This is a genomic window from Meiothermus ruber DSM 1279, from assembly GCF_000024425.1.
Taxonomy (GTDB): Bacteria; Deinococcota; Deinococci; order Deinococcales; family Thermaceae; genus Meiothermus; species Meiothermus ruber.
This window is the reverse complement of the sequence record NC_013946.1, coordinates 3002387-3028926: the sequence shown is the minus strand read 5'-3', so window position 1 is coordinate 3028926 and position 26540 is coordinate 3002387. Positions and strand designations below refer to the sequence as shown.

Below are 26540 nucleotides of genomic sequence, written 5' to 3'. Positions count from 1 at the left end.
ACTTTGAGACCCAACCTCCTTTCCTGGGGCCTTAATAAACCCCAGCCCATTGTACAGTTTAATCGTCTGAGCGCCTGTTCATACTTGACATCCCGATAAATACATGGGTATGATGCCCCCGGATGCGCAAGGTGAGAGCTTTTTGAGCCCCGTGAGTGGGGAGCCCGCTCTACCGAGCATCCGTTGCGGACGCTGGGGACTCTGGGAGAGGAAACACGGCAACTCGCCCCGCAAAACCCCGCGCCTCCGCAAAACCGGTTCTCGTGCGGCATCCATCCGGAGGCCCGCGAGGCTTTGAGGAGGCAGAATGAAGAAGAAGCTAGTAGTTTACTTGGCTGGGTTGCTGACCGTGCTCGGTCTAGGCTTCGGCCAGGCGCAGTTCTCCGACGTACCCGCCGGGCACTGGGCCAAGGAAGCCGTTGAGCGCATCGCGGCCTGCGGTCTTATCACGGGCTTCCCCGATGGAACCTTCCGTGGTAACACCAACCTGACCCGCTACCAGGCCGCCCTGATCTTCCAGCGCTTGCTGAACGAGATCCAGCAGGGCGGCGAGTGCGTGAAGGCCGACGGCAGCGGCATGAACGCGGAAGACATGACCGCCATCCGCAACGCGGTGCAGGAGCTGGCCGCCGAGCTGGCCGCCCTGGGCGTGCGCGTATCGGCCCTGGAAGACAACGCCGCTTCCAAGGACGACATCGCCCGCCTCGAGGCCGCCATCGAAGCCCTGAAGGCTGCGCCCGCCCCGGCCCCGGGCATGGATGAGGCCGCCCTGGCCGACCTGGCCGACCGCGTAGAAGCCGCCAGCGTGGCCGCCGACACCGCCCTGGCCCAGGCCCAGGTGCTGGCCGAGCGTCTTGATGGCATCGAAGGTGATGTGGCCGCCCTCAAGACCCAGGTGGAAGCCGACGCCGACAGCATCCGCGCCCTCAACGAGCTGGCCGTGCTTCTGAACCAGGATGTGCTCAGCCTGCAAGACCGGGTGACCGCCCTCGAGAAGCAACTGGGCGACGTGGACTTCGAAAGCTTCGCCAACCGCGAAGACGTGAGCGCCATCCAGGAGTTCGCCACCGCCCTGCGCAGCGACCTGGTGCGCCTGTCCGATCGGGTGAGCGCCCTGGATACCCGCGTGGGGGCCCTGGATCAGCGCCTGGCGGCGGTGGAAGCCACCCGCCCGACCCTGACCGGCTCGCTCTCGGCCACCTATGGCTACTCCACCAACACCGGCGGGGACTTTGACCTCGACCGCCTCTTCCCCGGCAATGCCCTGAGCTCTGGCACCGGTACGGATGATGTGTCGGGCAACCGCATCCGCAACGCCTTCCGCCGCGGCGACTTCAACCAGACCTACACCTACGGCGGGGCCAGCCTGAACTTTGGCCTCAAGCCCACCGGCGGCGCCATCAGCGAGGTGAGCCTGGGCCTGAGCGCCGACCTGGTCAACTCCGGCGTGGCCCGTACCCTGGCCCTTAACAGCGCCAGCGTCAAGGGCAGCCTCTCCGGCCAGGCCTTCAGCGTTACCTACAACAACGACGACAGCACCTTCAGCTTCAACCCCTACCTCTTCAACAACAGCACCGTGGGGGATTTGATCACCACCCGTGGCTTTGTGGCTACCCTGGATGCCAAAGCCTTCCCGCTGTCTCCGAAGTTCACCGTGGTGGCGGGTGAGGGGATTGACGACACTGCAATTCCAGCCGCAAGCCGCGTATGGGGAACCGACCCCACCTACGGTGGTCTGCGGGCCGAGCTCAACCTGCTGGGTATCACCACCGGTCTCAGCTACGCCGAGAACCGCGGCAACCGCTCGGCTTTTGGGGTGGACTACAAGGGCAGCCTCTTTGGGCTTGTGAACCTGGAAGGCGCTTTTGTGGCCTCCACGCCCTTCGGTACCCCCGTTGACTTCTCCAACCAGCTCGTAACCGACCAGGCCTTCTACACCAAGCTGGGGGTGAAGCTGGGCATCATCGAACTGAATGCCAACTACCGCGCCATTGACCCGCAGTACAACAACGGTCAGGCCGGCCTGTCCTCGGCCTCCAGCTACTACTACTTCGGGCTGGGCGGCAACGGCGAGGCCCCCTACGGCGCCAACAACCGTGGGTTCGGCCTCGACGGTAAGCTGACCCTGCCTATCCTGGGCGGCATCGAGGTGCGCGGCTTCTACGACAACTCCGCCGACTTCGCCACCGGCGCCCAGACCGCCGATACCTTCAGCGTGGGTGCTACCATCCCGCTGTTCGCTGGTTTCAGCCTGAACCCCTTCTTCAACAACACCAACGTGAACGGTGCGCAGGTCTCCGGTGCCACCGGCGGCCAGTCGGGCCTGAACGGCAACTACAACTACTACCTCTACAACAACCAGGATGCCCGCTGGTCGAGTGGCTTCGGGGTCAAGCTGATCCACAACGGTCGTGCCAGCAACGCTCTGATCCCCAACCTGGACATCAACCTGTGGTACCAGTCCTTCGCGGGCCCCAACGCCGGTAATGATGTGCTCGCCAGCGTGGGTTACAACGCCAAGCTGGGCTTCATCTCGTTCAACCCCATCCTGCGCTACCACAGCTTCTCGGCTGCTGCGCCGGCGCCGGGCAACCGGTCTACCAACGCTCTCAAGTATGGGATCGGTGTAACCACCGACCAGCTTGGGATCTTCCTCAAGCCCAGCCTCGAGGGTGCCTTCGTGCAGCAGTCCATCACCGAGACCGCACCAGGTAGCAACTCCTCGAGCGAGCAGTACTGGCGGGTGGGCCTGAACCTCAACGAGTTCCTGGCCACCGGCAGCGTCTTCAAGGTGGGCTATGCCCGCTACAGCGCGACCAACGTGGTATCGCCCAACCCTGTGGGCGGTGCGCCGGCCCGCGGCTTCGGCAACTTCCCCCTGAGCCTCACCACCGACCGTGTCTTCAACTACCCCGGCGAAGTACAGTTCCCCTGGAACCTCACCACCGACTTCGGCACCAACTCGGGTAGCGTGACCGGCCTGTACCTCGAGTGGAAGTACGGCAACCTGACCATGGCGGCGGCCTCGGCCACCCTGGCGGATGGCAGCGGCGCTACCGTCAGCAACGGCTCGGGCTTCAAGATCAGCTACGAAGTGAAGTTCTAAACATCGAACCCACTTCAACCCCCGCCCGAAAGGGCGGGGTTCTTTTTTTAGGGCAGCAGCTCGAGCTTGATTCGGGCCTCCACCGCCCCGAAATGCCGGCGGTCGAGGGTGGCAATCTGCCCGATGCCCAGTTCCTCGGCAATGGCGATGACGGCGGCATCCACGAAACCCAGGCGGAGGCTCTGGTACTGCTGGTTCAGCGCAAAAACCCGCTGGTATCCGGCTTCGGATAGATCGGCTACCAGATAGGCACCCTCGGTAATGCCCTGGTAAAACCGAAGCTGGGCTGGAAGGCCCAGCCTTTTACCAAGGAAGTAATCCACCTCCGGGATCGCTGGGGCTGGTATAACCAGTGGGCCTGATTCGCGAAGCAGTAAATCTTTGGTTGCAAGATGCCACTGGTCTCGCCGATCGTAAAGAGCGGTTAGCACGCCGCTGTCCAGGATCAGGGCCATCAGCTATTCTCCGGGTTGCCAAACCCCAGCTCGTCCAAGATCTCCTCAAAACGCTCGGCACCATCGGTGTGGCCGCTATCGAATTCACCCACCCCAACGGGGAGCCCTCGGGGTTTTTTGTACAGCTTATCCCGAACCGCCTCGCGGATAATCTCGGCCACGGGCTTTTTTGAGCGCCGGGCCTCGAGCTTGAGCAGCAGCTCGAGCTCGGGATCCAGGTAAATGGTGGTGCGTTTCATATGTTTATGTTAGCATACCCAGGTCAGTGCGAGTTTCGATACAAACATAATCTATTGGATGGTAGTAGATTGGTTGCTAATGTTCCGCTACCAAGGCCCCGAACCCAAAGGCGACCAGCCCCAGGCCATTGCCGCCCTCACCGAAGCCCTGCGCGACGGCGAGCGCTTTGTCACCCTCCTGGGCGCGACCGGCACTGGCAAGACCGTGACCATGGCCAAGGTGATTGAAGCGTTGCAGCGCCCGGCCCTGGTCATGGCCCCCAACAAGGTGCTGGCCGCGCAGCTGGCCGCCGAGTTCCGCGAGCTGTTCCCGGAAAACGCGGTGGAGTTTTTTATCAGCTACTACGACTACTACCAGCCCGAGGCCTACGTGCCGGGGCGCGACCTGTACATCGAGAAAGACGCCAGCATCAACCCCGAGATCGAGCGGCTGCGCCACTCCACCACCCGCAGCCTGCTCACCCGGCGCGACGTGATTGTGGTGGCCTCGGTCTCGGCCATCTACGGCCTGGGCAGCCCCGAGGACTATAAGAACATGAGCCTGGTGGTGGAGGTGGGGCAGGACTGCCCCCGCGAGCGCCTGATTGAGCGGCTGGTGGACTTGCAGTACGAGCGGGGCGATCTGCAGCTCGAGGCCGGGCGTTTCAGGGCCCGGGGCGAGGTGCTCGAGGTCTGGCCGGCCTACGAGCAGGAGCCCATCCGCATCGAGCTGTTCGGCGACACCATCGACCGGGTGACGGTGGTGCATCCGGTGACGGGCGAACGCCTCAAAGATCTGCCGGGTTTTGTGCTGCTGGGGGCCACCCATTACGCCACCCCGGAGTGGCGGCTCAAGGAGGCCATCCCGGAGATTCGGCGGGAGCTGGAGGAGCGGCTCAAGGTGTTCGAGGCCGAGGGCAAGCTGCTGGAGGCCCAGCGGCTCAAGGAGCGCACCCTCTACGACCTGGAGATGCTCGAGGTGATGGGCACCTGCCCCGGCATCGAGAACTACAGCCGGTTTTTGTCCGGCAAGACCCCCGGCGAAGCACCCTACACCCTGCTCGACTACTTTCCCGAGGACTACCTGGTGCTCCTGGACGAGTCGCACGTGAGTGTGCCCCAGCTTCGGGGGATGTACAACGGCGACTACATACGCAAGAAGACCCTGGTGGACTACGGCTTCCGCCTGCCCAGCGCCCTGGACAACCGCCCCCTCAAGTTCAACGAGTTTTTGGAGCGGGTGGGGCAGGTGGTGTTTGTCTCGGCCACGCCAGGGCCCTACGAGCTCGAGGTCTCGGGCCGGGTGGTGGAGCAGATCATCCGCCCCACCGGCCTACTCGACCCCAGGGTGACGGTCAAACCCACCACCGGCCAGATCGAAGACCTGATGGGGGCCATCCGCACCCGCGCGGCCCGGGGTGAGCGCACCCTGGTCACGGTGCTGACGGTGCGCATGGCCGAGGAGCTCACGGCCTACCTGGTGGAGCACGGGGTGCGGGCCCGCTACCTGCACCACGAACTCGACGCCTTCGAGCGCCAGGCCCTGCTGCGCGACCTGCGGCTGGGCTACTTCGATGCCCTGGTGGGCATCAACCTGCTGCGCGAGGGCCTCGACCTGCCCGAGGTCTCGCTGGTGGCCATCCTGGATGCCGACAAGCAGGGCTTCCTGCGCTCCGAACGCTCCCTGATCCAGACCATCGGGCGGGCTGCCCGCAACGTGGGGGGCGAGGTGTTCCTCTACGCCGACACCGTGTCAGACGCTATGAAGGCCGCCATTGAGGAGACCAACCGCCGCCGGGCCCTGCAGGAAGCCTACAACCTCGAGCACGGCATCACCCCCGCCACCGTGCAGAAGTCGGTGCGCAAGCTGGTCAAGCCCGAGGACTACGAGGCCGAGGCCGCCGAGGCAGTGCTGGACGACCCGGCGCTCTTACAGAGCCTGCTGGAGCAGCTCGAGACCGAGATGTGGGCGGCCTCCGAGGCCCTCGACTTCGAGAAGGCCGCCAGCCTGCGCGACCAGATGCGGAGCCTCGAGGCCCGCATCAAAGGCCTGCCCGAACCCACCACCGCCGGCAAAGCCCGGCGCCGCCGCAAGCGCTAACCGATAATCTCTTCAGGCTTGAAGAAAATACCAATTTCGCGCTGGGCGCTCTCCGGGCTGTCCGAGCCGTGGATCACGTTTTCGTCCACGGTGGTGGCAAAGTCGGCGCGGATGGTACCGGGGGCGGCTTCCCAGGGGCGGGTGGCCCCCATCAGGCGGCGCATCTCGGCGATGACCCCCGGCCCCTCCACCACCATCGCCACCACCGGGCCGCTGGTGATGAAGTTGACCAGCCCCTCAAAGAAGGGCTTGCCCCTGTGCTCGCCGTAGTGGGTCTCGGCGGTCTCGCGGGGTATGACCATCTTCTTCATCGCCACAATCTTGAAGCCCTTGCGCTCGATGCGGTTGATAATCTCGCCGGTGAGGCCCCGGCGCACGCCGTCGGGTTTGACCATGATGTAGGTGCGTTCCATACCGCCCTAGAGTTTACACGCTGCCGGCCAATTGCAGAAGGTCGGCGCGGGGGCCCCCGCTGCCATATAAAGACCCTCCCCGCCTTGGGGGAGGGCCACAAACAGTACGGGATTAGCGGTTGGCCGGGGTGCTTTGATTGGTGCCAGGCTGGGACGAGTTGCCGCTGGGCTGGCTCTCGTTGGTCTTGGGCTGCTCTTGTTTGGGCTCTTCTTTGGGGGTCAGGGCGGTCAGCACCTTTTGCAGGTTGTTCTCTACCTTGGCGGCCTTGCGCACCTCCTCCAACCACTTCTGCGCGGCCTCGGCCCGGCGGCTGGCTAGTACCTGCTGGCGGGCTTCTTCCCTGACCTCCTCAAAGGGGCGCAGCACCTCGGCCTTGCGGTCGTTGACGATGAGCACCTGGAAGCTCCCGTCCTCGAGCTTCACCACCTCGCTCACCTCACCCAGCGGCCCTTTGGGGAAGGTGCCGCGGGTCAGGAAGACCAGCCGGTTGGGTACGGGGGGCATGGTGCCGGGGTTGACCACGCCATAATCCTGCACGGTGCCGTTGTTGGCCTTAGCCAGATCCTCGAGCTTGCCGCCTTTGAGGGCGGCGGCCCGGAAGGCATCGGCCTTGGCCTTGTCTTCCTTCTTGAAGTTCACCGCCTGCACCTTGGCCGAGGCCGGGATGGTGAAGTTGGCCAGGTTGGCGTCGTAGTACCTGCGCACCTCGGCTTCCGTCACAGTGATGTCGCGGGTTTTCCACTGCTGGGCCTGGGCGACCACATCGCTTTTGGAGCCGAAGAAGGGCTGGCCCAGGGTTTGGGCAAACTGGTAGGCCGCCTCCCGGCTGATGAGCTGTTCCAGCGTCTGGGGCATGAAGAACTGCACGGCCAGCTCCCCCAGGCCCTGCTGCAGAAGCTGGGGCACCTGCGGGTTGGCAAAGACCGACTGGGTTACCTCGGTCAGCTTGATCTCGGTATCACCGACCTTAGCCACAACCGGGTTTTCAAATTTGTAGGTGGAGCCTTCGGCAAACTTCACGTTGGCCTTGGCCCGCAATTCTTCGATGTAGGCTTCCAGGGCGCCCTGGCCCTTGATGCGCTTGGCGTCTTCCTTGACCCGATCCTTGACCTCTTCAAACTTCACATCGCCCGCCGGGAGGTACTTCTCGACCTTCACGATGTAGAAGCGGCCCCCCGCCTCGATGGGTTTGCTGATCTGTCCGTCGCGCAGCTTGAAGACCGCCTCGGCCACCGCGTTGGGGAAGACCACCCGGGTCACCGGGCCGGGCTCGCTCTGGCCGGCCTGGGCGCCCAGGGCCCCGCCCTGCTCGGCGTTCAGCTTGGAATTGGCCTTGGCGATGGCGGCAAAATCCGCGCCGGGAGCGGTCACCTCGGCGTAGATTTTGTCGGCGGTGGTCTTGTCATCCACCACAATCTGGCGGGCCTGCACCCGTTCTTCGTTTTTGTACTGATCGCGGTTCAGCTCGAAGTACAGCCGCATCTCTTCTTCGGTCGGCTCGGCTTTTTTCTGGATTTCCTCTACCCGCTTATTGATGCGGATCTGGTCGCGCAACTCGTTGCGCAACTGCGAGTCGGTGTAGCCCACCTGGGTCAGGAAACGGTCGTAGTCTTCCTTCTTTTGCAGGCCGAAGCGCTCCTTGATGGTGTCGAGCTCTTTCTTGAGCTCCCCGCTGGAGACCCGCACGCGCGCGGTGTCCTGCAACAGCGCGGTGGTCACGATCATCCGATCGACGAAGTTGACCTCGGCCAGATTTTTCAGAAGACCCTGGGGGTTGGTGCTCAAAATGGGGTCACTCTGCTGGGCCCTGGCCAGATCCAGCTCGTAGACCGGGCGACCGTTCACGGTGAACTCGGTCTTGCCCTGGGTGCTGCGCTGGCCCTGGGGGGTAAAGAGCAGAACCGAACCCACCACAAAGGCCAGGGCCAGAACCCCGAAAATAACCGCAACTACCCTTCTGTTGATTCCAAACACTTGACTGCCTCCTCTATGCGGTGCTACCCTGCTTGGTGCTTATGCACCCGTAGCTCAGTGGATAGAGCGTTCGCCTCCGGAGCGAAAGGTCACAGGTTCGAGTCCTGTCGGGTGCGCCAGCTTCTTGGGGTCGGGCCTGGCCCGGCCCCTTTTTCCGGTAGCATCGCCCACCGAACTCTTTGTACCCCGATAAGCTAAGACCCGGGTTAAGCATCAGCGAACCTACGCCAAGGGCCGATTGTAGCATACCTGGCCGGTGGTTTTGGAAGCGACGTCGCGATGGCCGGGGTTGCCCAGCGCTACAATTGGTACGGCGCGTTTTGTGCAGGGGTATGCAGAACCTTTCCTGGAGGAGCGATTTATAGAGGGGGTGGATGATGCCGCCCGCCTGACCTGGCCGGGCAGCTTGCAGGCGGCAGCGGCGCTGCAAGCCGAGCTTGCTAGGGCCGTGGTGCTGGCCGGGAACCCCTGTGGGGCCCGGTATATCGCGGCCCTGGATGCCTCCCACCCGACCCGTTTTTCCAGGCAAAAAGGCCCCTCGGTGGCGGTGGCGGTCTTGTGGGACAGGCAGACGGGGGGGGTGCTCGAGGTCGCCGCAGCCCAGATGGACGCGGCCGAGCTATTTCCCTACATTCCCGGCTACCTATCGTTCCGCGAGGCCCCGCTGTACCTGGCGGCCCTGGCCCGGCTATCCCGCCTGCCCGAGGTGCTCCTGGTGGACGGACAGGGCATCGCGCACCCCAGGCGGCTGGGCATTGCCGCCCACCTGGGGGTGCACCTGAACCTCCCAGCCCTAGGGGTTGCCAAAACCCTGCTTTGGGGCCGGCCAGAGGGTGTACTGCCTTTGGAGGCGGGTTCAGCGGTGCGCTTGCTGGATGGGGGGGCGCAGATTGGCTGGCTTTTCCGTAGCCGCACTGGGGTTCGTCCGCTGGTGGTCTCGCCGGGCCACCGGGTGGGCATGGAAGAGAGCCTGGCTTTGGTGCGCTTGCTGATGGGGAAGACCCGCCTGCCCGAGCCCCTGCGCCAGGCCCACCTACACGCAGGGTTGCAGCGGCGGCAGGCCAATGTGAGGTGAGCCTACATTGGGCTGAACCCCCTAAGCTATGGTTTTTTACGTACTTTATTTCGTCAAGCAAGATGAGAAAACCCTAAGGAGGCTCGTATGAGTAAAGTTTCTCGTCGCCAAGCCCTCAAGCTGCTGGGTGCTACCGGTGCGGTGGCGGCTGCCGGTACGATACCCACCATGGCTCAACAGGCGTCTGCGATGCCCAATGGGGCCGGCTTTTACCGGTTCAAACTGGGGGATTTTACCCTAACGGTTTTGAGCGACGGTCAGACCCCCCCTGGCAACGCCTTTCCCAACTGGGGGGCGAACCCTGGCAGGCAGGCCGAGTTTGAAGCAGCCCTGCGGGAGAACTTCCTCGAGCCCACCCAGTTCATCAACAACTTCAACCCCATGGTCATCGACACCGGGCGGGCCAAGATTCTCATCGATACCGGCCGGGGCCAGGCCGGGCAACTGCTGAACAACCTGGCCAACGCCGGCTTGCGGCCTGCCGATATCAATATCGTCTTCATCACCCACGGCCACGGCGACCATATTGGCGGCCTGGTGCGGGATGGGCAGCCGGTGTTTGCCAACGCCCAGCACGTCATCGGCGAGACCGAGCTACAGTTCTGGCTCTCCCAGGCCACCCCACCCGCCAACCTGGTGGCCCTGCGCGACCGCTTTACCCGGGTGCGTCCTGGGGCCGAGATTGCCCCCGGCGTCACCGCAGTGGATACCCCGGGCCACACCGTAGGGCACCTGGCCGTACAGGTAACCTCGGGTGGACGGACGCTGTGGCACCTGGGCGATGCCGGGGGCCACTACATCCTCTCCCTGCGCTTCCCCGATCACTACCTGGGCTTTGACAACAACCCCCAGCAGGCCGTGGCCACCCGGGCCCGGCTGTGGCAGGCCGCGGCGGCGGAGCGGATTATGGTGGTGGGCTACCACTTCGCCTGGCCGGGCGTGGGCTACGTGCGCCGCGCGGGCAACGCCTACGAGTTCGTGCCGGCCTTCTTCACTTTCTAGGCCCCTTCCTGGAACCCCGGCCCCCTCGTGGTAAAGACCTCGAGGGGGTCTTATACTTTTGTTACAACCCGAAGCGAGAGGAGATGCCCATGCAGTCCACCATGATGGATTTTCCCCTGACCCTGCCGCACCTTTTGGAGCGGGCCGGCAAGCTGTTTCCAAAGGAAGAAATTGTGACCCGGCTGCCCGACAAGTCGCTGCACCGCTACACCTTTGGCGATTTTTACCAGCGTTCGCGTAGGCTGGCCTCGGCCCTGCAAAAGGCCGGGCTGCAAAAGGGCGACCGCGTAGCCACCCTCTCCTGGAACACCTACGCCCACCTCGAGGCCTACTTTGGCATCCCGGCGGCCGGGGGGGTGCTGCACCCGCTGAACCTGCGGCTGCACCCCTCCGATATCGCCTATATCATCAACCACGCCCAGGACAGGTTTTTGATCGTAGACGATGTGCTCTTGAAGCTGTATGAAGCGGTAAGGGAGCAGGTGAACCTGGAGAAGGTGATTGTGGTGCCCCTCTCAGGCCAGCCGGTGCCGGAGGGCTTCATGAGCTACGAGGACTTCCTGGCCACCGGCGACCCCGACTTCAGCTACCCCGCCCTCGAGGAGCGCGACGCCGCCGGGATGTGCTACACCTCCGGTACCACCGGCAAGCCCAAGGGGGTGGTCTACTCGCACCGCTCCATTGCCCTGCACAGCCTGGCCTCGGCCCTGCCCGATGCCCTGAACCTGGCCGGCCACGATGTGCTGCTGCCGGTGGTGCCCATGTTCCACGTGCTGGCCTGGGGGCTGCCCTTCACCGGGGTGATGGTGGGCAGCAAGATGGTGCTGCCAGGGCCCCACCTCGACCCGGTGAGCCTGCTGGATCTGTTCGAGTCGGAACAGGTGACCAAGACCGCCGGGGTGCCCACCATCTGGCTGGGGGTGCTGCAAGCCCTCGAGAAAGAACCCACCCGCTGGAAGCTCAAACCGATGGAGATGGTGGTGGGGGGGAGCGCGGCCCCCGAGGCCATGATCCGGGCCTACGACCGCCTGGGCCACACCGTGCTGCACGCCTGGGGCATGACCGAGATGAGCCCGCTGGGCACCGTGAGCCGGCTCAAGCGCTACCTGCGGGGCGACCCGGCGCTCGAGTACCGCTACCGGGCCCAGCAAGGCCTGCCCACCCCCTGGGTGGAGATCCGGGCGGTGGGTGAGCAGGGCGTGGTGCCCTGGGACGGGCAGTCGCTGGGCGAGCTGCAGGTGCGGGGGCCCTGGGTGGCCGCGAGCTACTACAACCTGGAAGAAGAGTCCGACAAGTGGACCCCCGACGGCTGGTTCCGTACCGGCGACGTGGTGGCGATTGACCCCGAGGGCTACATCCGCATTGCCGATCGCACCAAAGACCTGATCAAGTCCGGCGGCGAGTGGATCAGCTCGATTGACCTGGAGAACGCCCTGATGGCCCATCCGGCCGTCAAAGAGGCCGCGGTGATCGCCATACCCGACCCCAAGTGGGACGAGCGCCCGCTGGCCGCGGTGGTGCTCAAGGAGGGGGCTAGCGTTACCCCGGAGGAGCTGGCCCGGTTTTTGGAGCCTCGGTTTGCCAAGTGGTGGCTGCCGGATGCCTATGTCTTCCTGGACGAGATTCCCCGCACCAGCACCGGCAAGTTCCTCAAGTCCAAGCTGCGGGAGCAGTTCAGGAACTACCGGCAAGTACCGCAGTAGGAGGCCGTATAAACCCTGGATGAGGGCATGCACCTTTGACAGCATCCATATGGAACAATACCATGTCCTTTATGGGACAAACCGTTGGGTTGCGCTTCGACTTTTCGCCCGATGAGGTGGCCCGCGTGCGGGAGGGCCTGCCGGTTGAACTCATCGGAGAAATCGCGCAGCGGTATGGTCTGAGCCAGCAGGAGGTGCTCGAGGCTGCGGGCATTCCGCGCAGCAGTGCGCACCGATATAAGGGGTTTGGACGCCTGAACCGGGAGCAATCCAACCGGCTGTACAAGGTGATGTATCTGCTCCGGAGGGCGGAGGAACTCTTTGGCTCTGCTCGGCTGGCAGCAGGGTGGATGAATAGTCCCAAGCTGTTTTTACATGGTGCTAGCCCGCTGCAATACCTCGATACCGAGCCCGGTTTTAGGGCCGTTGAGCATCTGCTGGGGCGCCTGGAAGACGGCCTGGTGACATGAGGGCCTGGCGGATCACCTCGCGCAGATATGCCCATGCGGCTTTCACCGGTGAGGGAGCGGCCCGAAGTCCAGGCCGTTGGAACCAGAGCGGGGTTCCGGTGGTGTATTTGGCGGGGAGCCTTGCCACGGGAATTCTGGAAATCCTGGTGCACGTCACCGAACGGTCGTACCTGGCCGCTTTTGTGGCCATTGAGGTTGAAGTCCCCGACGCGCATATAGAGACCTTGCAGCATCTGCCGCCGGACTGGCAGCAACTGCCCGAACCCTACCCAGCGTCCACCCAGCAACTGGGTAGCGAGTGGGCGCAAAGCTTGCGTTCGCTGGCGCTCAAAGTGCCTTCGGCGGTCGTGCCTGTTGAGTTCAATTTGCTGCTCAACCCCAGACATCCAGCGATGTCTGAGATAAAGGTCGGTAAACCCCAAGACCTATGGCTCGACCCTCGGCTGCTGCGGTAGCAGCGCCCAGGTGGGTCGGCTGGTGAAGGTTGCCAGCTTGTCGTACAGAAGACGTATAGTCTAACCATGTCCAGAACCGAAGCTATAGACCGCTACCTGCAAGAGCACCTCGAGGCCTACCTGCAAGAAACCATCCGCCTCTGCGCCCAGCCCAGCGTCTCGGCCACCGGCGAGGGGGTGCTGGAGTGCGCCCAACTGGTCGAACAAATCTTGCAACAGCACGGCTTTGAGACCTGGAAGATCGAGGGCTACGGCAACCCGGTGGTGGTGGGCCGGGCTGCCGGGAAATCGGAGCGCACCCTGCTCTTTTACAACCACTACGACGTGCAGCCCCCCGAGCCCCTGGAGCTGTGGGACTCGCCCCCTTTTGCGCCGCAAATCCGCGAGGGTAAGCTCTTTGCCCGCGGGGCCAAGGACGACAAGGGCGAGTTTATGGCCCGCCTGGCTGCGGTGGAGGCGGTGCGGGCCGCGCATGGGGGCGAGCTGCCCTGCGGGGTGCTTTTCGTGGTGGAGGGCAACGAGGAGGTGGGCAGCCCCGGCATCGCCCGGTTCGTGCAGGATCACCTGGACTTGCTCAAATGCGACGGGGCCATCTGGGAGGAAGGGGGCATTGACTTTGAGGAACGGCCCGGCACCTCGCTGGGCCGGCGGGGGATTCTGGCTTTGGAGCTCGAGGTCGAGACCCTCTCGCGCGACGCCCATTCCGGCAACGCCCACATCCTGCCCAGCGCGGCCTGGCGGATGGTGCGGGTGCTGGCCGCTTTGAAAGACGAGAACGAGCGCATCCTGATTCCCGGCTTCTACGACCATGTGCGGCCTGTCTCGGAACAGGACCTCGAGCTCTTGCGCAACCTGCCCGACCTCGAGGCCTACCTGCGCCAGAGCTTCGGGGTGCGGGGCTTTGTGAACAACCTGAGCGGTTTCGAGCTGCGCAAGGCCGTCTTCAACCCCACCTGCAACATCCAGGGCATCACCACCGGCTACCAGGGCCCGGGCACCAAGACCGTGATTCCCGCCCGGGCCAAGGCCAAGCTCGACTTCCGCCTGGTGCCCGACCAGGATCCCACCGACATCCTCCAGAAGCTGCGGGCCCACCTCGACGCCGAGGGCTTCACCGATGTGCAGATCACCCACGCCGACTACATGTTCCCGGCCCGCTCCGACCCCCAGCACCCTTTGGTAGAGCTGGCGGCCCGCACAGCCCAGGAGGTCTACCAGAAGCCCTACCAACGCATCCCCCTCACCGGGGGCAGCTCGCCGGTGTACGCCTTTGCCGGGCCCCTGAACATCCCGGTCATCGACGCGGGGGTGGGCTACGGCATCACCAACCGCACCCACGCCCCCAACGAGAACATCCGCATCCAGGACTTCCACAACGCTGCCCGGCATATCGCCCGCATTCTGGACGGCTTTGCAGGCATCTTTTAGGCCGGCATACAATAGGCCTGTGATCCACATCCTCGACCTTCATGACCGCGCCCCCAGGGTAATTGCTTCGTTCCTGCTGGAAACCAGCCAGGGGCCGGTGCTCTTCGAGACCGGGCCGGAGTCGCGCTTCTCGGTGCTGCTGGATGGCCTCAACGCGCTGGGCTACGCCGCCTCCGACATTAAGCACGTCTTCGTGACCCACATCCACCTCGACCATGCGGGCGCCGCCTGGCGCATGGCCGAGCGGGGGGCGACCATCTACGTCCACCCCAAGGGGGCGCCGCACCTGGTAGACCCCAGCAAACTCTGGGCCTCGGCCAGCCGCATCTACGGCGACCGGATGGAAGAACTCTGGGGCCAGATGGGCCACGTGCCGGAGGGCCAGATCGAGATCGTTCAGGATGGTCAGGTGATCCGGATTGGCGAGGCCCAGATCGAGGCCCTCGAGACCCCCGGCCACGCCTACCACCACCACGCCTACCGGATTGGCGAGGTACTGATTGGCGGTGATGTAACCGGGGTCAAAATTGGGCGCGGCCCGGTGCTGCCCCCCTGCCCCCCGCCGGAGATTCACATCGAAGCTTGGCGCGCCTCCCTTGCCCGGCTACGGGCCTTAAAGCTGAACAAGATTTACCTGACCCACTTTGGCGAGACCGAGGAGGTCGGGCCACACCTGGATGCGCTGGAGGCCCGGCTGCTGGAGTGGGCCGACTGGATCAAGCAACAGCTCAAGGCCGGCCTGACCCGTGAACAGATGGTGCAGGCCTTTGAGGCCTACGTGACCAACACCCTACGGGCTGCGGGGCTTTCGGAGGAGGAAGTTCGGGAGTACGAGTTTGCCGACCCCGCCTGGATGAGCGTGGATGGGCTGGTGCGCTACTGGAACAAGCACCACCCGGAAGAGGTGATGAGCTAGCGGGTTTGCGCCAAGACGCAACGACAACGGGGGGTATTGGCTGTGAGTAAATCTCCGCAAGGCCAGGCCCCTGGGCTGGCCATCCGGGACTCCTTCACCAAACCTACACATCTCGTTCGTTGCGCGTACATGCGCCTTGTCAAAGATGACCCGAGTGGAGGTGGCGTTTTGAAGAGACTACTCCCAACCATTGCAACCTTACTGGCCCTGGCCCCCCCGGTGCTAGCCCAGGGGCTTGATCTTTCCGATGCGCTCAAGGCCCTACCCAGCACCCTGGACTGGCAAAGCGCCGACCTCAGCTACGAGAGCGCGGTGCGGCAGCTCGAGGCCGCCCTGGCCGCCCAGGGCCTCAAGCTCTCAGGTGGGGCCGACTACACCCTGCGCGAGGGTAGCGGCAGCGGCCTGACCGTTTCCGGCACCGCCAGCCTGGGGGTGCTGCCCTGGTCGAGCAGCGCCGACGCCGTGCGCAGCGCTGAGCGGGCCCTGGAGCGGGCCGCCCTGGCCCGGCGCGAGGCCCGGAACAACCTGTACATCGCCCTGCACACCCAGTACTTCAACCTGCGCCAGGCCCAGGCCGACCTGGCCCTGGCCCAGGCCACCCTGGCCCTGCGCGAGCGCCAGCTACAGATTGTGACCGCCCAGAACCAGGCCGGCAGCGCCACCCTGAGCGACCTGCTCACCGCCCAGCAAAACCTGGACACAGCCCGCTCGAGCCTGCTGAGCGCCCAGGGGGCCCTCGAGCTGGCCCGGCTCACCCTGGCGGGTACCCTGGGTCTGAACCCCCAGCAGCTCGGCAACCCCACCACCCCCCCTGAGGAACCCAGCCTGCCCGATGAGGGCCTGGAAGCCCTGCTGCAAAGGGCGCTGGCCAGCCGCCCGGATGTGCTGCGGGCTCTGTCCCAGCTTCGCGATGCCGAAGAGAACCTGGCCAGCGCCGAGCGCAACCGGTTGATTCCCAATGCTTCGGTTACCGTGGGTTACAGCGACAGCGGCAGCACGCTCTCGGCAGGCCTGAACCTCAAAAGCGGCACCGCTTCGCTCTCGGCGGCCCTGCCTGTGGGCCAGGCCACCAGCAGTACGCTGTCGCAGGGCTACAGCCTGGGTCTGTCGCTGAGCGTGCCCATCTTCGACCCTGTGAGCGACAGCAGCATTCGCACTGCCCAGACCGCTTTGCAGGCAGCCCGGCAGGCCCTGGAAACCGCCCGCAGGGCCGCCGAGCTGGATGTGCGGCAGAAGTATCAGAACCTGCAGACCGCCCAGGCCGCCATTGCCGCAGCCAGGGCCGCTTTGAATACGGCCAACCAGAACCTGCGCACTGCCCAGGCCCGGCTCCAGGCCGGCACCGGTACCAGTGTGGAGGTGCAGGCAGCCCAGGTGAGCCAGCTTCAGGCCCAGCGCAACCTCGAGGCCGCCCTGATCCAGGCCCAACTGGCCGCCCTGGCCCTGCAAAATGCCCTGGGCGCCGACCTCACCGCAGCCCTTGGAGGAAAATAGATGATTCGCTTCGCAAAACGCTTTTTTTGGCTACTGCCGATGCTGGTTTTTTCGGCTGGGCTGGCCCAGAACAGCCTGACCCTGGTACAGGCCCTTGCCCAGGCCTATAGCCGGGGCCCCTCGCTGCAAAGCGCCCAGGCCACCCTGCAAAACGCCACCCTCCAGCTCAACGCCCTCAAGGCCGACCCCAGCACCCTGATTGTGGCCCTCACCCAGGCCGAGCAGAACGCCAAGCTGGCCCAGGTCAACCTCGAGGCCACCCGGCTCTCGGTGATGCAGAGCGTGGTGAACGCCTATACGAACCTCTACGAAGCCCAGCAGAACGTGGCCCTGTTCCAGGCCCAGGTGGCCCTGAACCAGCGCAACCTGGAGGTGGCCAAGGCCCGCCAGGCCGCGGGCAACGCCACCGCGCTGGACGTGGCCCGGGCCCAGACCACCCTGGATAGCTCGAGGCAGTCGCTCACCAACGCCCAGGCGCAAATACCGGTGCTGGCCGCTCAGCTCGCTGCGCTCCTGGGCCTGAGCGACCTGGGCAATGTGACGGTGGCGGCCCCCCCGAACCCGCCCGCTCTGGAAGCCAACCTCGAGGCCCTGCGCAACGGCTTGTTTGAGCGCCTCCCCAGCGTGCTGCAAGCCCAGCAGGCGGTGGAGCTTGCCCAGCTCAACGTTAAACTGGCCGACAACGACTATACCCCGGCGGTTCAGCTCAACACCGCCAAAACCAGCCTGGAAAACAACCTGCGCACCCTGCAAACCGCCCAGCAAAACGCCCAGACCAGCCTGACCAACGCCTACCAGGCTGCCCAGAGCGCCTACAAAAGCATCGCCCTGGCCCAGGCCAACCTCGCCAACGCCCAAAAGGTGGTGGAGCAGAGCCAGGCCGCCCTGCGGGCCGGCACCATCTCGGCCTTGCAGCTCCAAACCGATCAGGTCTCGCTTAAAAGCGCTGAGTACGCCCTGGTGCAGGCCATCGGCAGCTACTGGAGGGCCCTGGCGGCCTTCTCGGTGGCCGCCGGCCAGGACTTCACCGGCCTGGTGCGGGCGGCCAGTGCGCCCTAGCCCTTTGGAGTCCTAATCGAGGAGACGCAGGGATGATAGACGGCCTCGAGCGAATCCAAGCCCGCAACCGACTGCTGCTGGAAGAGATGCGCCAGGAGGCCCCGCGGTTTATCGGGCTGCTCGAGGCCCAGGTCACCACCCCGCGCACCCTTGATATGCAAAATGCATCAAGCTTAGAGCAACCTTGGCCGAAGCATGGTTGGACGAGCGTGTCGGGCTATTTGTTCTGCTGCTCCGTGAACCCCTTTAGCGAAGTAGCACTACAAGGTAAGGAAATAGCGTACCGCCCAGGTTTGCCCCGGAGTGCGCGGCCGCTGCGGCAAAATACCCGTACTTGCGGTACAGCAACCCGGCAAGCACACCAAAGAGCAGGGCGAATAGAAAACCAGGCCAACCTTTCAGTACATGCATCAGACCAAAAAACAGGCTGCTTATCGCCAATGCAACTGGGAAACCCATACGGTTCGTTAGGTTTTTGAGCATTATTTCGCGATTGAAGTATTCTTCAAATAACGGCACGTAGATCATCAGCCGCAAAAGCGGCCAAGGCTCGAGCCGGGCCTCCAGCATTCTTCGGTGTTCTGCTTCTGGAATAGTGAAATCGATGGTTAGAAGGTGGGGTATGGTGTAGGCGAGACCCAGCAGGAATGCCAGCGCTAGCTCCCTGGGCCGGGCTTGATGGAAAAAGAGAGACCGACGGTTAAGCAGTCGCTGTACTACCGTTATGACAATAACGGCCAGAAACAGATCGTTGCTTGTAACAGTCATACGATTGGAGCGGTTCGGCGGGCACGTGCTGTCCCGCCGAACCACCAGCGGCTTAGTAACCCATGCGCTCGCCAGCTCGATAAAGGTTGTGGGCCATTTGTTCCTGCGAGATCATGTAGGAGCTGCCCGGAGTTGCCCTGAACGTATACAGGCTATAGTCAACATCATGCAATCCAGTATGTGGTGAAGTCAGATTGCAGCAGCGGATGGTAATCGAACCATCGCCCCAAACAAACGAATGTGTAGGGGGTGTATCCACCCTGACACTCGAGCGCGCGCCGTCAGCGGTCTCGAACCAGGTATACCTGTTGCCTGTCTCGGGGTTCACCGTACTGTTCCACGAACCACCCTGGCCACCGTGGATTTGTTCGAGGTTCGTCGGTGGAATCTCAATCAACCTCATCTTTTTACCCTCCTCTTTCACGCTTTATCCTGCTTGCTCGTTCTTCCTCAGCCAAAAAGTCACTGCTGTGGTGCTACAGTACCCGCCCGTGCGGGCGGCATTGCCCCCTTCCTGTACAACATGAGGCTAGTAAACCACCAAAGAAAATGGAAGTGAAAAGTTACCGGTTTTGGAACCTGGGATTTTAATATTTCGTCAAGTTCCCGTGCAGGTAAGTGCTGGCCCTCAGGCTTTTATCACGAAGAGCACAACAACCTGTAGAGTCTGTTGGGGGAAGTAGCGAATGAAGCGCAGCGGGGATAGGTTGTTGAGATGTAAAAGGTTGAGGAGCACATCGTGGAAATACATCAGCCCAGCCGCCCCCTTGCGGCTGCGGCAAGCATCTTCACCAAATCTTCGCATGGCATACACCAAACATTGGATATCCTGGGAGAAACTCAAAGGGTGAATATGACTCAAGCCCGTTCTCGCAACCGCATACCCTGGCGCTGGCTGGCTGTGGTTTTAGTGCTGGCCGGCCTGGGGGTTGCGGCCTACTGGTTTTTGCGGCCCAAGCCCACCAGCACTGCGCCTACACTCGAGACCGCTACCGTGCAGCAAGGGGTGTTCCGGGTCTCGGTCTCGGGGCCGGGCACCCTCGAGGCCGTCCAGAGCCTCTCGGTTAAACCTGCCGTGAACGGCACGGTGCTCAAGCTGCCCACCGTGGGCGACCGGGTGCAAAAAGGCCAGCTCATCGTGGAGCTTGACCCCACCGAGTATGCCCGCGCCCTGGAGAACGCCCGGCTGGCGTTGCAGAAGGCCCAGGCGACCCTCGACAAGCTCCGGGCCGACCAGCAAAGCGCCCTGGCCTCAGCCCAGCAAAGCGTTTCCAGCGCCGAAGTGGCTTACGACAGCGCCCGGCGCGACCTCGAGGCCGCCCGCACCAACCTCGAGGCCACCCAGAAGCTCTTCGAGCTGGGGGGGGCCAGCGCCCAGAGCCTGCAAAGCGCGCGCGATACCTACGCCAAAGCCCAGGCCAGCCTGGAGATGGCCCGGGTTAACCTGAACACCGCGCGCCAGGCCCTGGCCCTGCGGAAAAGCGCCGACGCACAGGAACTGAGAAACGCCCAGATCGCCGTGGATCAGGCCCGCCTCGATGTCAAAAACGCCGAGGAAAACCTGGCCAGCACCAAAATCTACGCCCCCTTCGACGGGGTGGTCTCGGAGGTCAACGCCCAGGTGGGGAGCATCGGGGTGGGGGCCACGGTCAGCAACAGCACCGCCCTGCTCACCCTGATTGACGACAGCAGCGTGAACCTGCCGGTGCAGATTGACGAGAGCGAGATCGCCAAGGTCAAGGTGGGCCAGAAGGTGGAGGTGACCCTCGATGCCTTCAACAATGAGACCTTCGAGGGGGTGGTGACGGCCATCTCTCCCAGCGCCACCATCCAGCAGAACATCGCGGTGTTTTACGTGACGGTGCGGATTGCCAACCCCGAGCGCAAGCTGCGGCCCGGCATGACCGCCGAGGGCGAGATTATCGCGGAGGAAATTCCCAACGCCCTGACCATCCCCAAGCGGGCGGTGCAGACCGTGCGCAACCGGGCCTATGTGGACGTGCTGCAGCCCGACGGCAGCAAGGAGACCGTGCGGGTGGTGCTGGGGCCCGACGATGGGGTGAACCAGGTGGTGCTAGAGGGCCTTGAGCCGCGCCAGACCGTGGTGCTGCCCAGCCGCGTCCAGTCCACTTCCAGCAGCTCCAGCAACCAGGGCGGGCTGCGCCTGCCCCTGGGGGCCCCTCCAGGAGGTGGGCGGTGACGGTGGTCTCCCTGCAGCAGGTGCGCAAGGTGTACAAAAGCGGGGCGCTCGAGTTTGAGGCCCTCAAGGGGGTTTCGCTGGAGATTCGCCAGGGCGAGATGGTGGCCCTGATGGGGCCTTCGGGCTCGGGCAAAACCACCCTGATGCAGATCATCGGCCTGCTCGACCGCCCCACCGAGGGGCGCTATATCCTGGCCGGGCGGGACGTCACCACCCTGACCGAAAACGAGCGGGCCGAAGTGCGCAACCAGGAGATCGGCTTTGTTTTTCAGGCTTTTCACCTGTTGCCGCGTCTGAGCGTGCTGGAGAATGTGGAGGTGCCCCTCACCTACGCCGGTTATGGCCCCCAGGAGCGGCGGGAGCGGGCCCTCGAGGTGCTGCAAAAGGTGGGACTGGGCAACAAGCTCAAGAACCTGCCCTCCCAGCTTTCGGGCGGCCAGAAGCAGCGGGTGGCCATCGCCCGGGCCCTGACCATGCGCCCCTCCATCCTGCTGGCCGACGAGCCGACCGGCAACCTCGACTCCAAGACCGCCGTAGAGGTCATGCGGCTGTTTCAGGAGCTCAACGATGAGGGCACCAGCGTGATTATCGTGACCCACGAGCCCGATATCGCCGAGTACACCGGGCGCATCGTGCGCATCCGGGACGGACAGATCGAGTCCGACGGCCCCAACCCCCACCGCAAACGGGCTGTAGGAGGTGTGGCATGAGTGTTTCTGTAGTGGGCTCGGCTCCGCAAAAAGTTCGCTCCCACGTGGGCGGCATGAACCTCTGGCAGGTCTTCCGCATCGCCTGGCGCGCCATTCTGGGCAACCCTTTGCGCTCGGTGCTGACCACCCTGGGGGTGATCATCGGGGTGGCGGCGGTGGTGGCCCTGACCATGGTGGGCCAGGGTTCCACGGCCAACATCACCCGCAGCCTGCAAAGCCTGGGCACCAACCTGATCACCATCGGCAGCAACACCGGGGGGCGGGGTGGGGGCTTCGGCCTGGTGCGCTTTGGCGGCCCCCAGACCATCACCCTGGCCGACGCCGAGGCGGTACAGTCGGCCTTTGCAGGCCGCATTGTCGGCATCGCCCCCACCCTGCAGAGCAACCAGCAGGTCAAGGTGGGGGCCAGCAACCTCAACGTCACCGTGATTGGCACCTGGCCCGACTATGCCAGCGTGCGCAACGCCCAGCCGGCCTCTGGCAGCTTCTTCAACGAGACCGACCTGCAAAGCCGCCGCCGGGTGGCGGTGATTGGTTACGGCATTGCCCAGGATCTGTTCGGCGGCCAGGATCCCCTGGGGCAGCGCATCCGCATCGCTGGCATCTCCTTTACGGTGGTGGGGGTGCTGCCCGACAAGGGCGACTCGGGCTTTGCCAGCCCCAACTATCAGGTGATGGTGCCGCTCTCGACCTACCTGCAGCGCCTGGCTCGCAGCAGCAGCACCGGCCAGCCCCGGGTGAACGCCATCTACGTGCAGGCTCCCGACAAGGACTCACTCAGCCGCTTGCAGCAGGAGCTCACCGACTTTATGGCCCAGCGCCGCAAAGTGACCGACCCCAGCGAGTACGACTTTAGTGTGCAGAACCAGGCCGACGCGCTGGCCTCGGTCAACCAGGTAACCCAGACCATGACCCTGTTCCTGGGTGGGGTGGCCGGGATCAGCCTGCTGGTGGGGGGCATCGGCATCATGAACATCATGCTGGTCTCGGTGACCGAGCGTACCCGCGAGATTGGCATCCGCAAGGCCCTGGGGGCCAAGCCCCGCGACATCCTGACCCAGTTTTTGGTGGAGTCGGTGGTGCTTTCGGTGGGGGGCGGCATCCTGGGTATCCTGCTGGGCCTGGCCATGGCCGGCAGTGTGGGACAGTTGCTGCGGGTGACCCCGGTCTTCGACCCCTTTAGCATGGTGCTGGCCTTCCTGTTCTCGGTGGCGGTGGGGGTGTTCTTCGGCTTTTACCCGGCCTCGAGGGCGGCCCGGCTCGACCCGGTGGAGTCGCTCCGGTATGAGTAGCAACCGGCCAAGCTAATCTTTATCGCTTCTACACAAAGCAATGGCAGACTGCGGATGTTGGAGGCGTGCACATGAAAAGACTGATCGGCCTGCTAACCACACTGGCTTTGGGTTTGGCGCTGGCGCAGGGCGGGCCATCCAACCTCAGCCCCGAGATGCGGCAGCGGTTCGAGGCCTACCGTCCGGTGCTGGATCTGGTGGCCACCGTTGGGCTTTTGGACGAGCTGGACAAGCAGCGGGGCCTGGCTTTTACCAAGGCCCAGGCCCAGAAGCTGCTGCCCATTCTGCGCGACCTGCAGAACCGCACCGACCTCAAGCCCGCCGAGGCCAGCAAGATACTGAGCAACATCGAGGACAACATCCTCACCCCGGCCCAGCTTATGTGGATTGACCAGACCATCCTCAAGCAGCGGGAGGAGGCCCGCCAGCGGCGCGAGGCTGCCGGGCAGAACCCCCAGATGGGCCCGGGCAACCTTCAGGGGCAGCCGCGGGGGCCGGGCGGCCAGGGGGGTTTCTTCCAGGCGGTCGCCCAGGGCAAGCCCTACAACCCCTTCAAAGAGCAGCCCCGTGCGGCCGATAACCTCAAGAACCTGATCGCCCTGCTCTCAAAGAGGTAGGAGAGGAACCATGTGGAGGCTTGTTGCACTGTTGCTAATTTTTGGAACTGCCCTGGCCCAGAGCCGGCTCGAGCTTGTCCCGGCCCAGAGCGAGGCCCGCTACCGGGTGCGTGAGCAGCTTGCTGGTGTCAACTTTCCCAGCGATGCGGTGGGGGTTAGCAAGCAGGTGCAGGGGGTGGTGCGGCTCGACCGCAACGGGCGGGCCCTCGAGGGCTCCCGTTTTACGGTGGATCTTTCGGCCCTCACCAGCGACCAGGCCCGGCGCGACAACTACCTCCGGCGCAATACCCTCAACACCGCCCAGTACCCGCTGGCCGAGTTCGTGCCAAAGGAGGTGCGCGGCCTGAGCTTCCCGCTGCCCGCGAGCGGCAAGGCCACGGTGCAGATTGTGGGCGACCTGAAGATTCGCGACGTGACCCGGAGCGTGACCTGGGAGGGTGAGGTGGAGTTTCGGGGCGACACAGCCATCCTGCAAGCCCGCACCAGCTTCACCTTCCGCGACTTTGGCCTGACCCAGCCGCGGGTGCTGTCGGTGCTCAGCGTGGACGAGACCATCCGCCTCGAGGTGAACTTTACCTTCCGGATACTGGAGCGCTAGAAAGCCCCTGCAAAAACCTTTGCAGGCTTTGCAGCGATTCAATGGGGGTGAGCAGCTTCAGGTTGTCGGGGGTGACCTCGAGGCCGGGGCGGATGACCTTGAGCCAGCCCACGTGCACCCCCAGCGGCTTCAGAGGCTTGCCTTGTAGCTGTGCGATGTGGTTGAGGTTCCAGGCCGCCAGAAGCTCGGCCAGGGTGCCCACCCCACCCGGCAGGGCCAGGCAGGCCACGCTCACGTCAATCAGCCGCTCGATGCGGGTGAGCAGCGAGGAGGAGGGTAGCTCCAGATCCACGTGCAGGTTGGGCCCGTTGCGCTGGGGAAACAGGCTGGGGGCGGTGATGCCCACCACCAGCCCCCCGGCCTCCTTGGCCCCCTGCGAGACGGCCTCCATGGCCCCGTTGTAGCCGCCGGTGGCTACACCGAACCCGGCCTGGGCGATGGCCCGGCCCCAGGCGTGGGCTTCGATAAAAGCGGGTGTGCCCGGTTGTGCCCTCGATGAACCAAACACCGTAATGAGCTGCATGCCTACAGTTTATCGTGGGTAGAAATGCACGCTGGCGAGAATCTTGGCGTGGATTACCCACCTCCGACCACCTTTTACAGGTATTCTGATGGGCGTGGAAGTTCTGGCGCTCATCTACCGCAACCTGCGGGCCCGGCCTGTTCGCAGCATCCTGACCCTGCTGGGAATTGTGGTTTCAACGGCCTCTATGGTGCTTTTTTTGTCATTTGGCGAGGGGCTGCGTAAAGCCCTGGGAGCCGAGCTATCAACCGTGGGGCCGGCGGTGCTGGTTTTGCCGGAGGGTGTCGAAGCCTTTAGCCCTGGCTACCCAGAGCTACGACCCGAAACGGTAGAGGCCCTGCAAAAGTCTGCCGCCGAACTGGGTATCAGCCAGGTGATCCCGTATGTAGTGCTGACTCGAGGGGGGCTGGATCCCCAGACCGCTTTTGTCTTTCAGGGGATACCCGAAGGTCTCAGCCCCAAGGCGCTGTACCCCAACCTCACCCTGGCCGCGGGCAGCCTGGTTCCAGGCCCCAAAGGTGCGGTGGTGGGTAGCCGGTTGGCTGAGCGCAACCAACTCGGCCTTGGTAAGGTGCTGCGCCTCTCGCCCAGCATCTCGCTGCGGGTAGAGGGTATTTTGAAGCCCAACGGGGGCCTCTCCGACAACATCATCTATGTTCCTTCTAGCGTCGTGCAGGAGGCCCTGGGCACGCGCAACTACACGGCGGCGGCGGTGGGTGTGCGGGAGGGGTTCAAAGCCGACCAGGTGGCCGAGGCCATTAAGGCCCGGATCGCTGGGGTGAACGCCCAGACCACCGGGGATGTGCTGCGCTTCGCCGAGCGCGCGGTGCGCATCTCCGACCTGGTGCGCTTTGGCATCAGCCTGGTGGCGCTGGTGGTGGGGGGCTTGCTGGTAGCCAACACCGTGATGATGTCGGTCTACGAACGCATCCGCGAGTTTGGTCTGATGCGGGCCCTGGGGGCCAAGCAGGGTTTTATATTCGGGCTGGTGCTCCTGGAAGCCTTGCTGCTGGGGGTGGTGGGGGGGCTCCTGGGCCTGGTTTTAGGCCAGGCGGCCTCGGGGCTGGTGAACTGGTTCACCGGGCGCGAGGTGGGCCTGGCCCTCTCCGCCGTCACCTTCCGCCTGGCCTCCTTTGCGCTTTTGGTCGCGGTGGTGCTGGGGTTGCTGGCCGGGTTCTTGCCGGCCCGAACCGCCAGCCGGCTCAAAGTGGTTGAGGCGCTGGGGAGGCTGTGATGCTCGAGGCCATCAACCTGCACAAACGCTACCACCAGGGCGAGGTGGACGTGGTGGCGGTGGATCGCTTCAGCTACCGTTTTCCGGCCGGCCTGACCGCCATCGTGGGGCCTTCGGGCTCGGGTAAAACCACCCTCTTGAACCTACTGGCCGGCTTCGATGTGCCCAGCGAGGGCGAGGTGTGGCTTGACAACACCCCCTTTTCCACCCTGTCCGAGGATGCCCGCTCGGAACTGCGCCTGAAGCACATGGGCTTTGTTTTTCAGCAGTGGAACCTGATTCCTACCCTGACCGCCCTGGAAAACGTGGCTTTTCCGATGATGCTGGCGGGTATAAGCCTCAAAGAGCGCACCACCAGGGCTGCCGCACTTTTAGAGGCAGTGGGGCTGGCCGGGCGAGCCAAACACCTGCCCAGCAGGCTTTCGGGGGGCGAGCAACAGCGGGTGGCAATCGCGCGGGCCCTGGCCCTCAACCCCCCCATCCTGTTTGCCGACGAACCCACCGGCAACCTGGACTCGGCCTCGGGGGCCCGGGTGGTGGAACTGCTAATGCGCCAGGCCCAGGAGGGCCGTACGGTGATCCTGGTGACGCACGACCTCGAGCTAGCCCGCCAGGCCCAGCGCATCCTGCGGCTGCGGGATGGTCGGCTGATTGAGATCGAGGAGGCCCCCTCCGATCTGCCGGCGGTGCCGACGGGCAGATGAAAAGACGGCAACATCACCGACGAA

General features: G+C 64.2%; 27 protein-coding genes and 1 tRNA gene. 19 read left to right on the top strand and 9 right to left on the bottom strand.

The genetic code is table 11. From position 1 onward, the window contains the following. Positions 1-307: 307 nt before the first annotated feature. Positions 308-3106: an S-layer homology domain-containing protein gene (locus tag MRUB_RS15040; protein WP_013015232.1), complete on the top strand. Its 2799-nt coding sequence runs from the start codon at positions 308-310 to the stop codon at positions 3104-3106. Between the two features lie 47 nt (positions 3107-3153). On the opposite strand, the gene MRUB_RS15035 is transcribed toward MRUB_RS15040, so the two are convergent. Both MRUB_RS15035 and MRUB_RS15030 read right to left on the bottom strand, forming a co-directional pair. After that, positions 3154-3561: a type II toxin-antitoxin system VapC family toxin gene (locus MRUB_RS15035; RefSeq protein WP_013015231.1), complete on the bottom strand. Its 408-nt coding sequence runs from the start codon at positions 3559-3561 to the stop codon at positions 3154-3156. Continuing rightward, positions 3561-3800, bottom strand: coding sequence for a ribbon-helix-helix domain-containing protein (locus tag MRUB_RS15030; protein ID WP_013015230.1), 240 nt, complete (start codon positions 3798-3800; stop codon positions 3561-3563). The genes MRUB_RS15035 and MRUB_RS15030 overlap by 1 nt, the downstream gene beginning before the upstream one ends. A gap of 79 nt (positions 3801-3879) precedes the next feature. On the opposite strand from MRUB_RS15030, the gene uvrB reads away from it, so the two are divergent. Then, positions 3880-5880, top strand: coding sequence for an excinuclease ABC subunit UvrB (gene uvrB, locus MRUB_RS15025; RefSeq protein WP_015586619.1), 2001 nt, complete (start codon positions 3880-3882; stop codon positions 5878-5880). Here uvrB and ndk read toward each other — a convergent pair. Together ndk and MRUB_RS15015 are read right to left on the bottom strand one after the other, a co-directional pair. Continuing rightward, the gene (gene ndk, locus MRUB_RS15020; protein ID WP_013015228.1) at positions 5877-6293 is read right to left on the bottom strand and encodes a nucleoside-diphosphate kinase; all 417 of its coding nucleotides are present in this window, start codon (positions 6291-6293) and stop codon (positions 5877-5879) included. The two genes, uvrB and ndk, sit on opposite strands and share 4 nt — an antisense overlap. A 112-nt stretch (positions 6294-6405) precedes the next feature. Then, positions 6406-8268 carry a peptidylprolyl isomerase gene (locus MRUB_RS15015; RefSeq protein ID WP_013015227.1) on the bottom strand — a complete coding sequence of 621 codons (1863 nt, stop codon included), beginning with the start codon at positions 8266-8268 and terminating at the stop codon, positions 6406-6408. 43 nt (positions 8269-8311) lie between these two features. On the opposite strand from MRUB_RS15015, the gene MRUB_RS15010 reads away from it, so the two are divergent. From MRUB_RS15010 to MRUB_RS14965, 10 genes are all read left to right on the top strand, one after another. Then, positions 8312-8387, top strand: a tRNA-Arg gene (locus MRUB_RS15010). Between the two features lie 251 nt (positions 8388-8638). After that, positions 8639-9343, top strand: a complete 705-nt coding sequence (locus MRUB_RS15005; RefSeq protein WP_235438237.1) for an endonuclease V — start codon at positions 8639-8641, stop codon at positions 9341-9343. A gap of 87 nt (positions 9344-9430) precedes the next feature. Further along, the gene (locus tag MRUB_RS15000; protein ID WP_013015225.1) at positions 9431-10345 is read left to right on the top strand and encodes an MBL fold metallo-hydrolase; all 915 of its coding nucleotides are present in this window, start codon (positions 9431-9433) and stop codon (positions 10343-10345) included. 89 nt (positions 10346-10434) lie between these two features. Continuing rightward, positions 10435-12048, top strand: a complete 1614-nt coding sequence (locus MRUB_RS14995; RefSeq protein ID WP_013015224.1) for a long-chain fatty acid--CoA ligase — start codon at positions 10435-10437, stop codon at positions 12046-12048. A gap of 62 nt (positions 12049-12110) precedes the next feature. Continuing rightward, the gene (parS, locus tag MRUB_RS14990) at positions 12111-12518 is read left to right on the top strand and encodes a type II RES/Xre toxin-antitoxin system antitoxin (protein WP_013015223.1); all 408 of its coding nucleotides are present in this window, start codon (positions 12111-12113) and stop codon (positions 12516-12518) included. Then, positions 12515-12973 carry an RES family NAD+ phosphorylase gene (locus MRUB_RS14985; protein ID WP_013015222.1) on the top strand — a complete coding sequence of 153 codons (459 nt, stop codon included), beginning with the start codon at positions 12515-12517 and terminating at the stop codon, positions 12971-12973. The genes parS and MRUB_RS14985 overlap by 4 nt, the downstream gene beginning before the upstream one ends. A 66-nt stretch (positions 12974-13039) precedes the next feature. Further along, positions 13040-14401, top strand: a complete 1362-nt coding sequence (locus tag MRUB_RS14980) for a M20/M25/M40 family metallo-hydrolase (RefSeq protein WP_013015221.1) — start codon at positions 13040-13042, stop codon at positions 14399-14401. 19 nt (positions 14402-14420) lie between these two features. Next, on the top strand, positions 14421-15317 hold the full coding sequence (locus MRUB_RS14975) for an MBL fold metallo-hydrolase (protein WP_013015220.1): 897 nt from the start codon (positions 14421-14423) through the stop codon (positions 15315-15317). Between the two features lie 168 nt (positions 15318-15485). Next, positions 15486-16811, top strand: a complete 1326-nt coding sequence (locus MRUB_RS14970; RefSeq protein WP_015586622.1) for a TolC family protein — start codon at positions 15486-15488, stop codon at positions 16809-16811. Beyond that, positions 16812-17870 (top strand): TolC family protein, encoded by a 1059-nt coding sequence (locus MRUB_RS14965; RefSeq protein WP_013015218.1) that lies wholly within the window; start codon positions 16812-16814, stop codon positions 17868-17870. Here the strand turns inward: MRUB_RS14965 and MRUB_RS15865 are convergent. From MRUB_RS15865 to MRUB_RS15855, 4 genes are all read right to left on the bottom strand, one after another. Then, positions 17867-18031 carry a hypothetical protein gene (locus tag MRUB_RS15865; RefSeq protein WP_156113851.1) on the bottom strand — a complete coding sequence of 55 codons (165 nt, stop codon included), beginning with the start codon at positions 18029-18031 and terminating at the stop codon, positions 17867-17869. The genes MRUB_RS14965 and MRUB_RS15865 overlap by 4 nt on opposite strands. A gap of 85 nt (positions 18032-18116) precedes the next feature. Next, on the bottom strand, positions 18117-18638 hold the full coding sequence (locus MRUB_RS14960; RefSeq protein ID WP_013015217.1) for a CPBP family intramembrane glutamic endopeptidase: 522 nt from the start codon (positions 18636-18638) through the stop codon (positions 18117-18119). Between the two features lie 52 nt (positions 18639-18690). Further along, positions 18691-19041, bottom strand: coding sequence for a hypothetical protein (locus tag MRUB_RS15860; RefSeq protein ID WP_156113852.1), 351 nt, complete (start codon positions 19039-19041; stop codon positions 18691-18693). 225 nt (positions 19042-19266) lie between these two features. Beyond that, positions 19267-19443, bottom strand: coding sequence for a hypothetical protein (locus MRUB_RS15855; RefSeq protein ID WP_157413583.1), 177 nt, complete (start codon positions 19441-19443; stop codon positions 19267-19269). A 48-nt stretch (positions 19444-19491) separates the two neighbouring features. Between MRUB_RS15855 and MRUB_RS14955 the strand changes: the two genes are divergently transcribed. The 5 genes from MRUB_RS14955 to MRUB_RS14935 all read left to right on the top strand — a co-directional run bounded on the left by MRUB_RS14955 (position 19492) and on the right by MRUB_RS14935 (position 24055). Beyond that, positions 19492-20838 (top strand): efflux RND transporter periplasmic adaptor subunit, encoded by a 1347-nt coding sequence (locus MRUB_RS14955; protein WP_013015215.1) that lies wholly within the window; start codon positions 19492-19494, stop codon positions 20836-20838. After that, positions 20835-21548, top strand: a complete 714-nt coding sequence (locus MRUB_RS14950; protein ID WP_013015214.1) for an ABC transporter ATP-binding protein — start codon at positions 20835-20837, stop codon at positions 21546-21548. The genes MRUB_RS14955 and MRUB_RS14950 overlap by 4 nt, the downstream gene beginning before the upstream one ends. After that, positions 21545-22840, top strand: coding sequence for an ABC transporter permease (locus MRUB_RS14945; protein ID WP_235438235.1), 1296 nt, complete (start codon positions 21545-21547; stop codon positions 22838-22840). The genes MRUB_RS14950 and MRUB_RS14945 overlap by 4 nt, the downstream gene beginning before the upstream one ends. Positions 22841-22911: 71 nt before the next feature. Beyond that, on the top strand, positions 22912-23457 hold the full coding sequence (locus tag MRUB_RS14940) for a hypothetical protein (protein ID WP_013015212.1): 546 nt from the start codon (positions 22912-22914) through the stop codon (positions 23455-23457). A gap of 10 nt (positions 23458-23467) precedes the next feature. Next, on the top strand, positions 23468-24055 hold the full coding sequence (locus MRUB_RS14935) for a YceI family protein (protein ID WP_013015211.1): 588 nt from the start codon (positions 23468-23470) through the stop codon (positions 24053-24055). Here MRUB_RS14935 and MRUB_RS14930 read toward each other — a convergent pair. Next, positions 24030-24578 (bottom strand): LOG family protein, encoded by a 549-nt coding sequence (locus tag MRUB_RS14930; protein ID WP_013015210.1) that lies wholly within the window; start codon positions 24576-24578, stop codon positions 24030-24032. The two genes, MRUB_RS14935 and MRUB_RS14930, sit on opposite strands and share 26 nt — an antisense overlap. Before the next feature lie 94 nt (positions 24579-24672). Here MRUB_RS14930 and MRUB_RS14925 point away from each other — a divergent pair, with 94 nt between their 5' ends. Both MRUB_RS14925 and MRUB_RS14920 read left to right on the top strand, forming a co-directional pair. After that, complete coding sequence (locus MRUB_RS14925) at positions 24673-25812, top strand: ABC transporter permease (protein ID WP_024050648.1); 1140 nt, start codon at positions 24673-24675, stop codon at positions 25810-25812. Continuing rightward, positions 25812-26516 carry an ABC transporter ATP-binding protein gene (locus MRUB_RS14920; RefSeq protein WP_013015208.1) on the top strand — a complete coding sequence of 235 codons (705 nt, stop codon included), beginning with the start codon at positions 25812-25814 and terminating at the stop codon, positions 26514-26516. Before MRUB_RS14925 ends, MRUB_RS14920 begins: the two co-directional genes overlap by 1 nt. Positions 26517-26540: the final 24 nt, after the last annotated feature.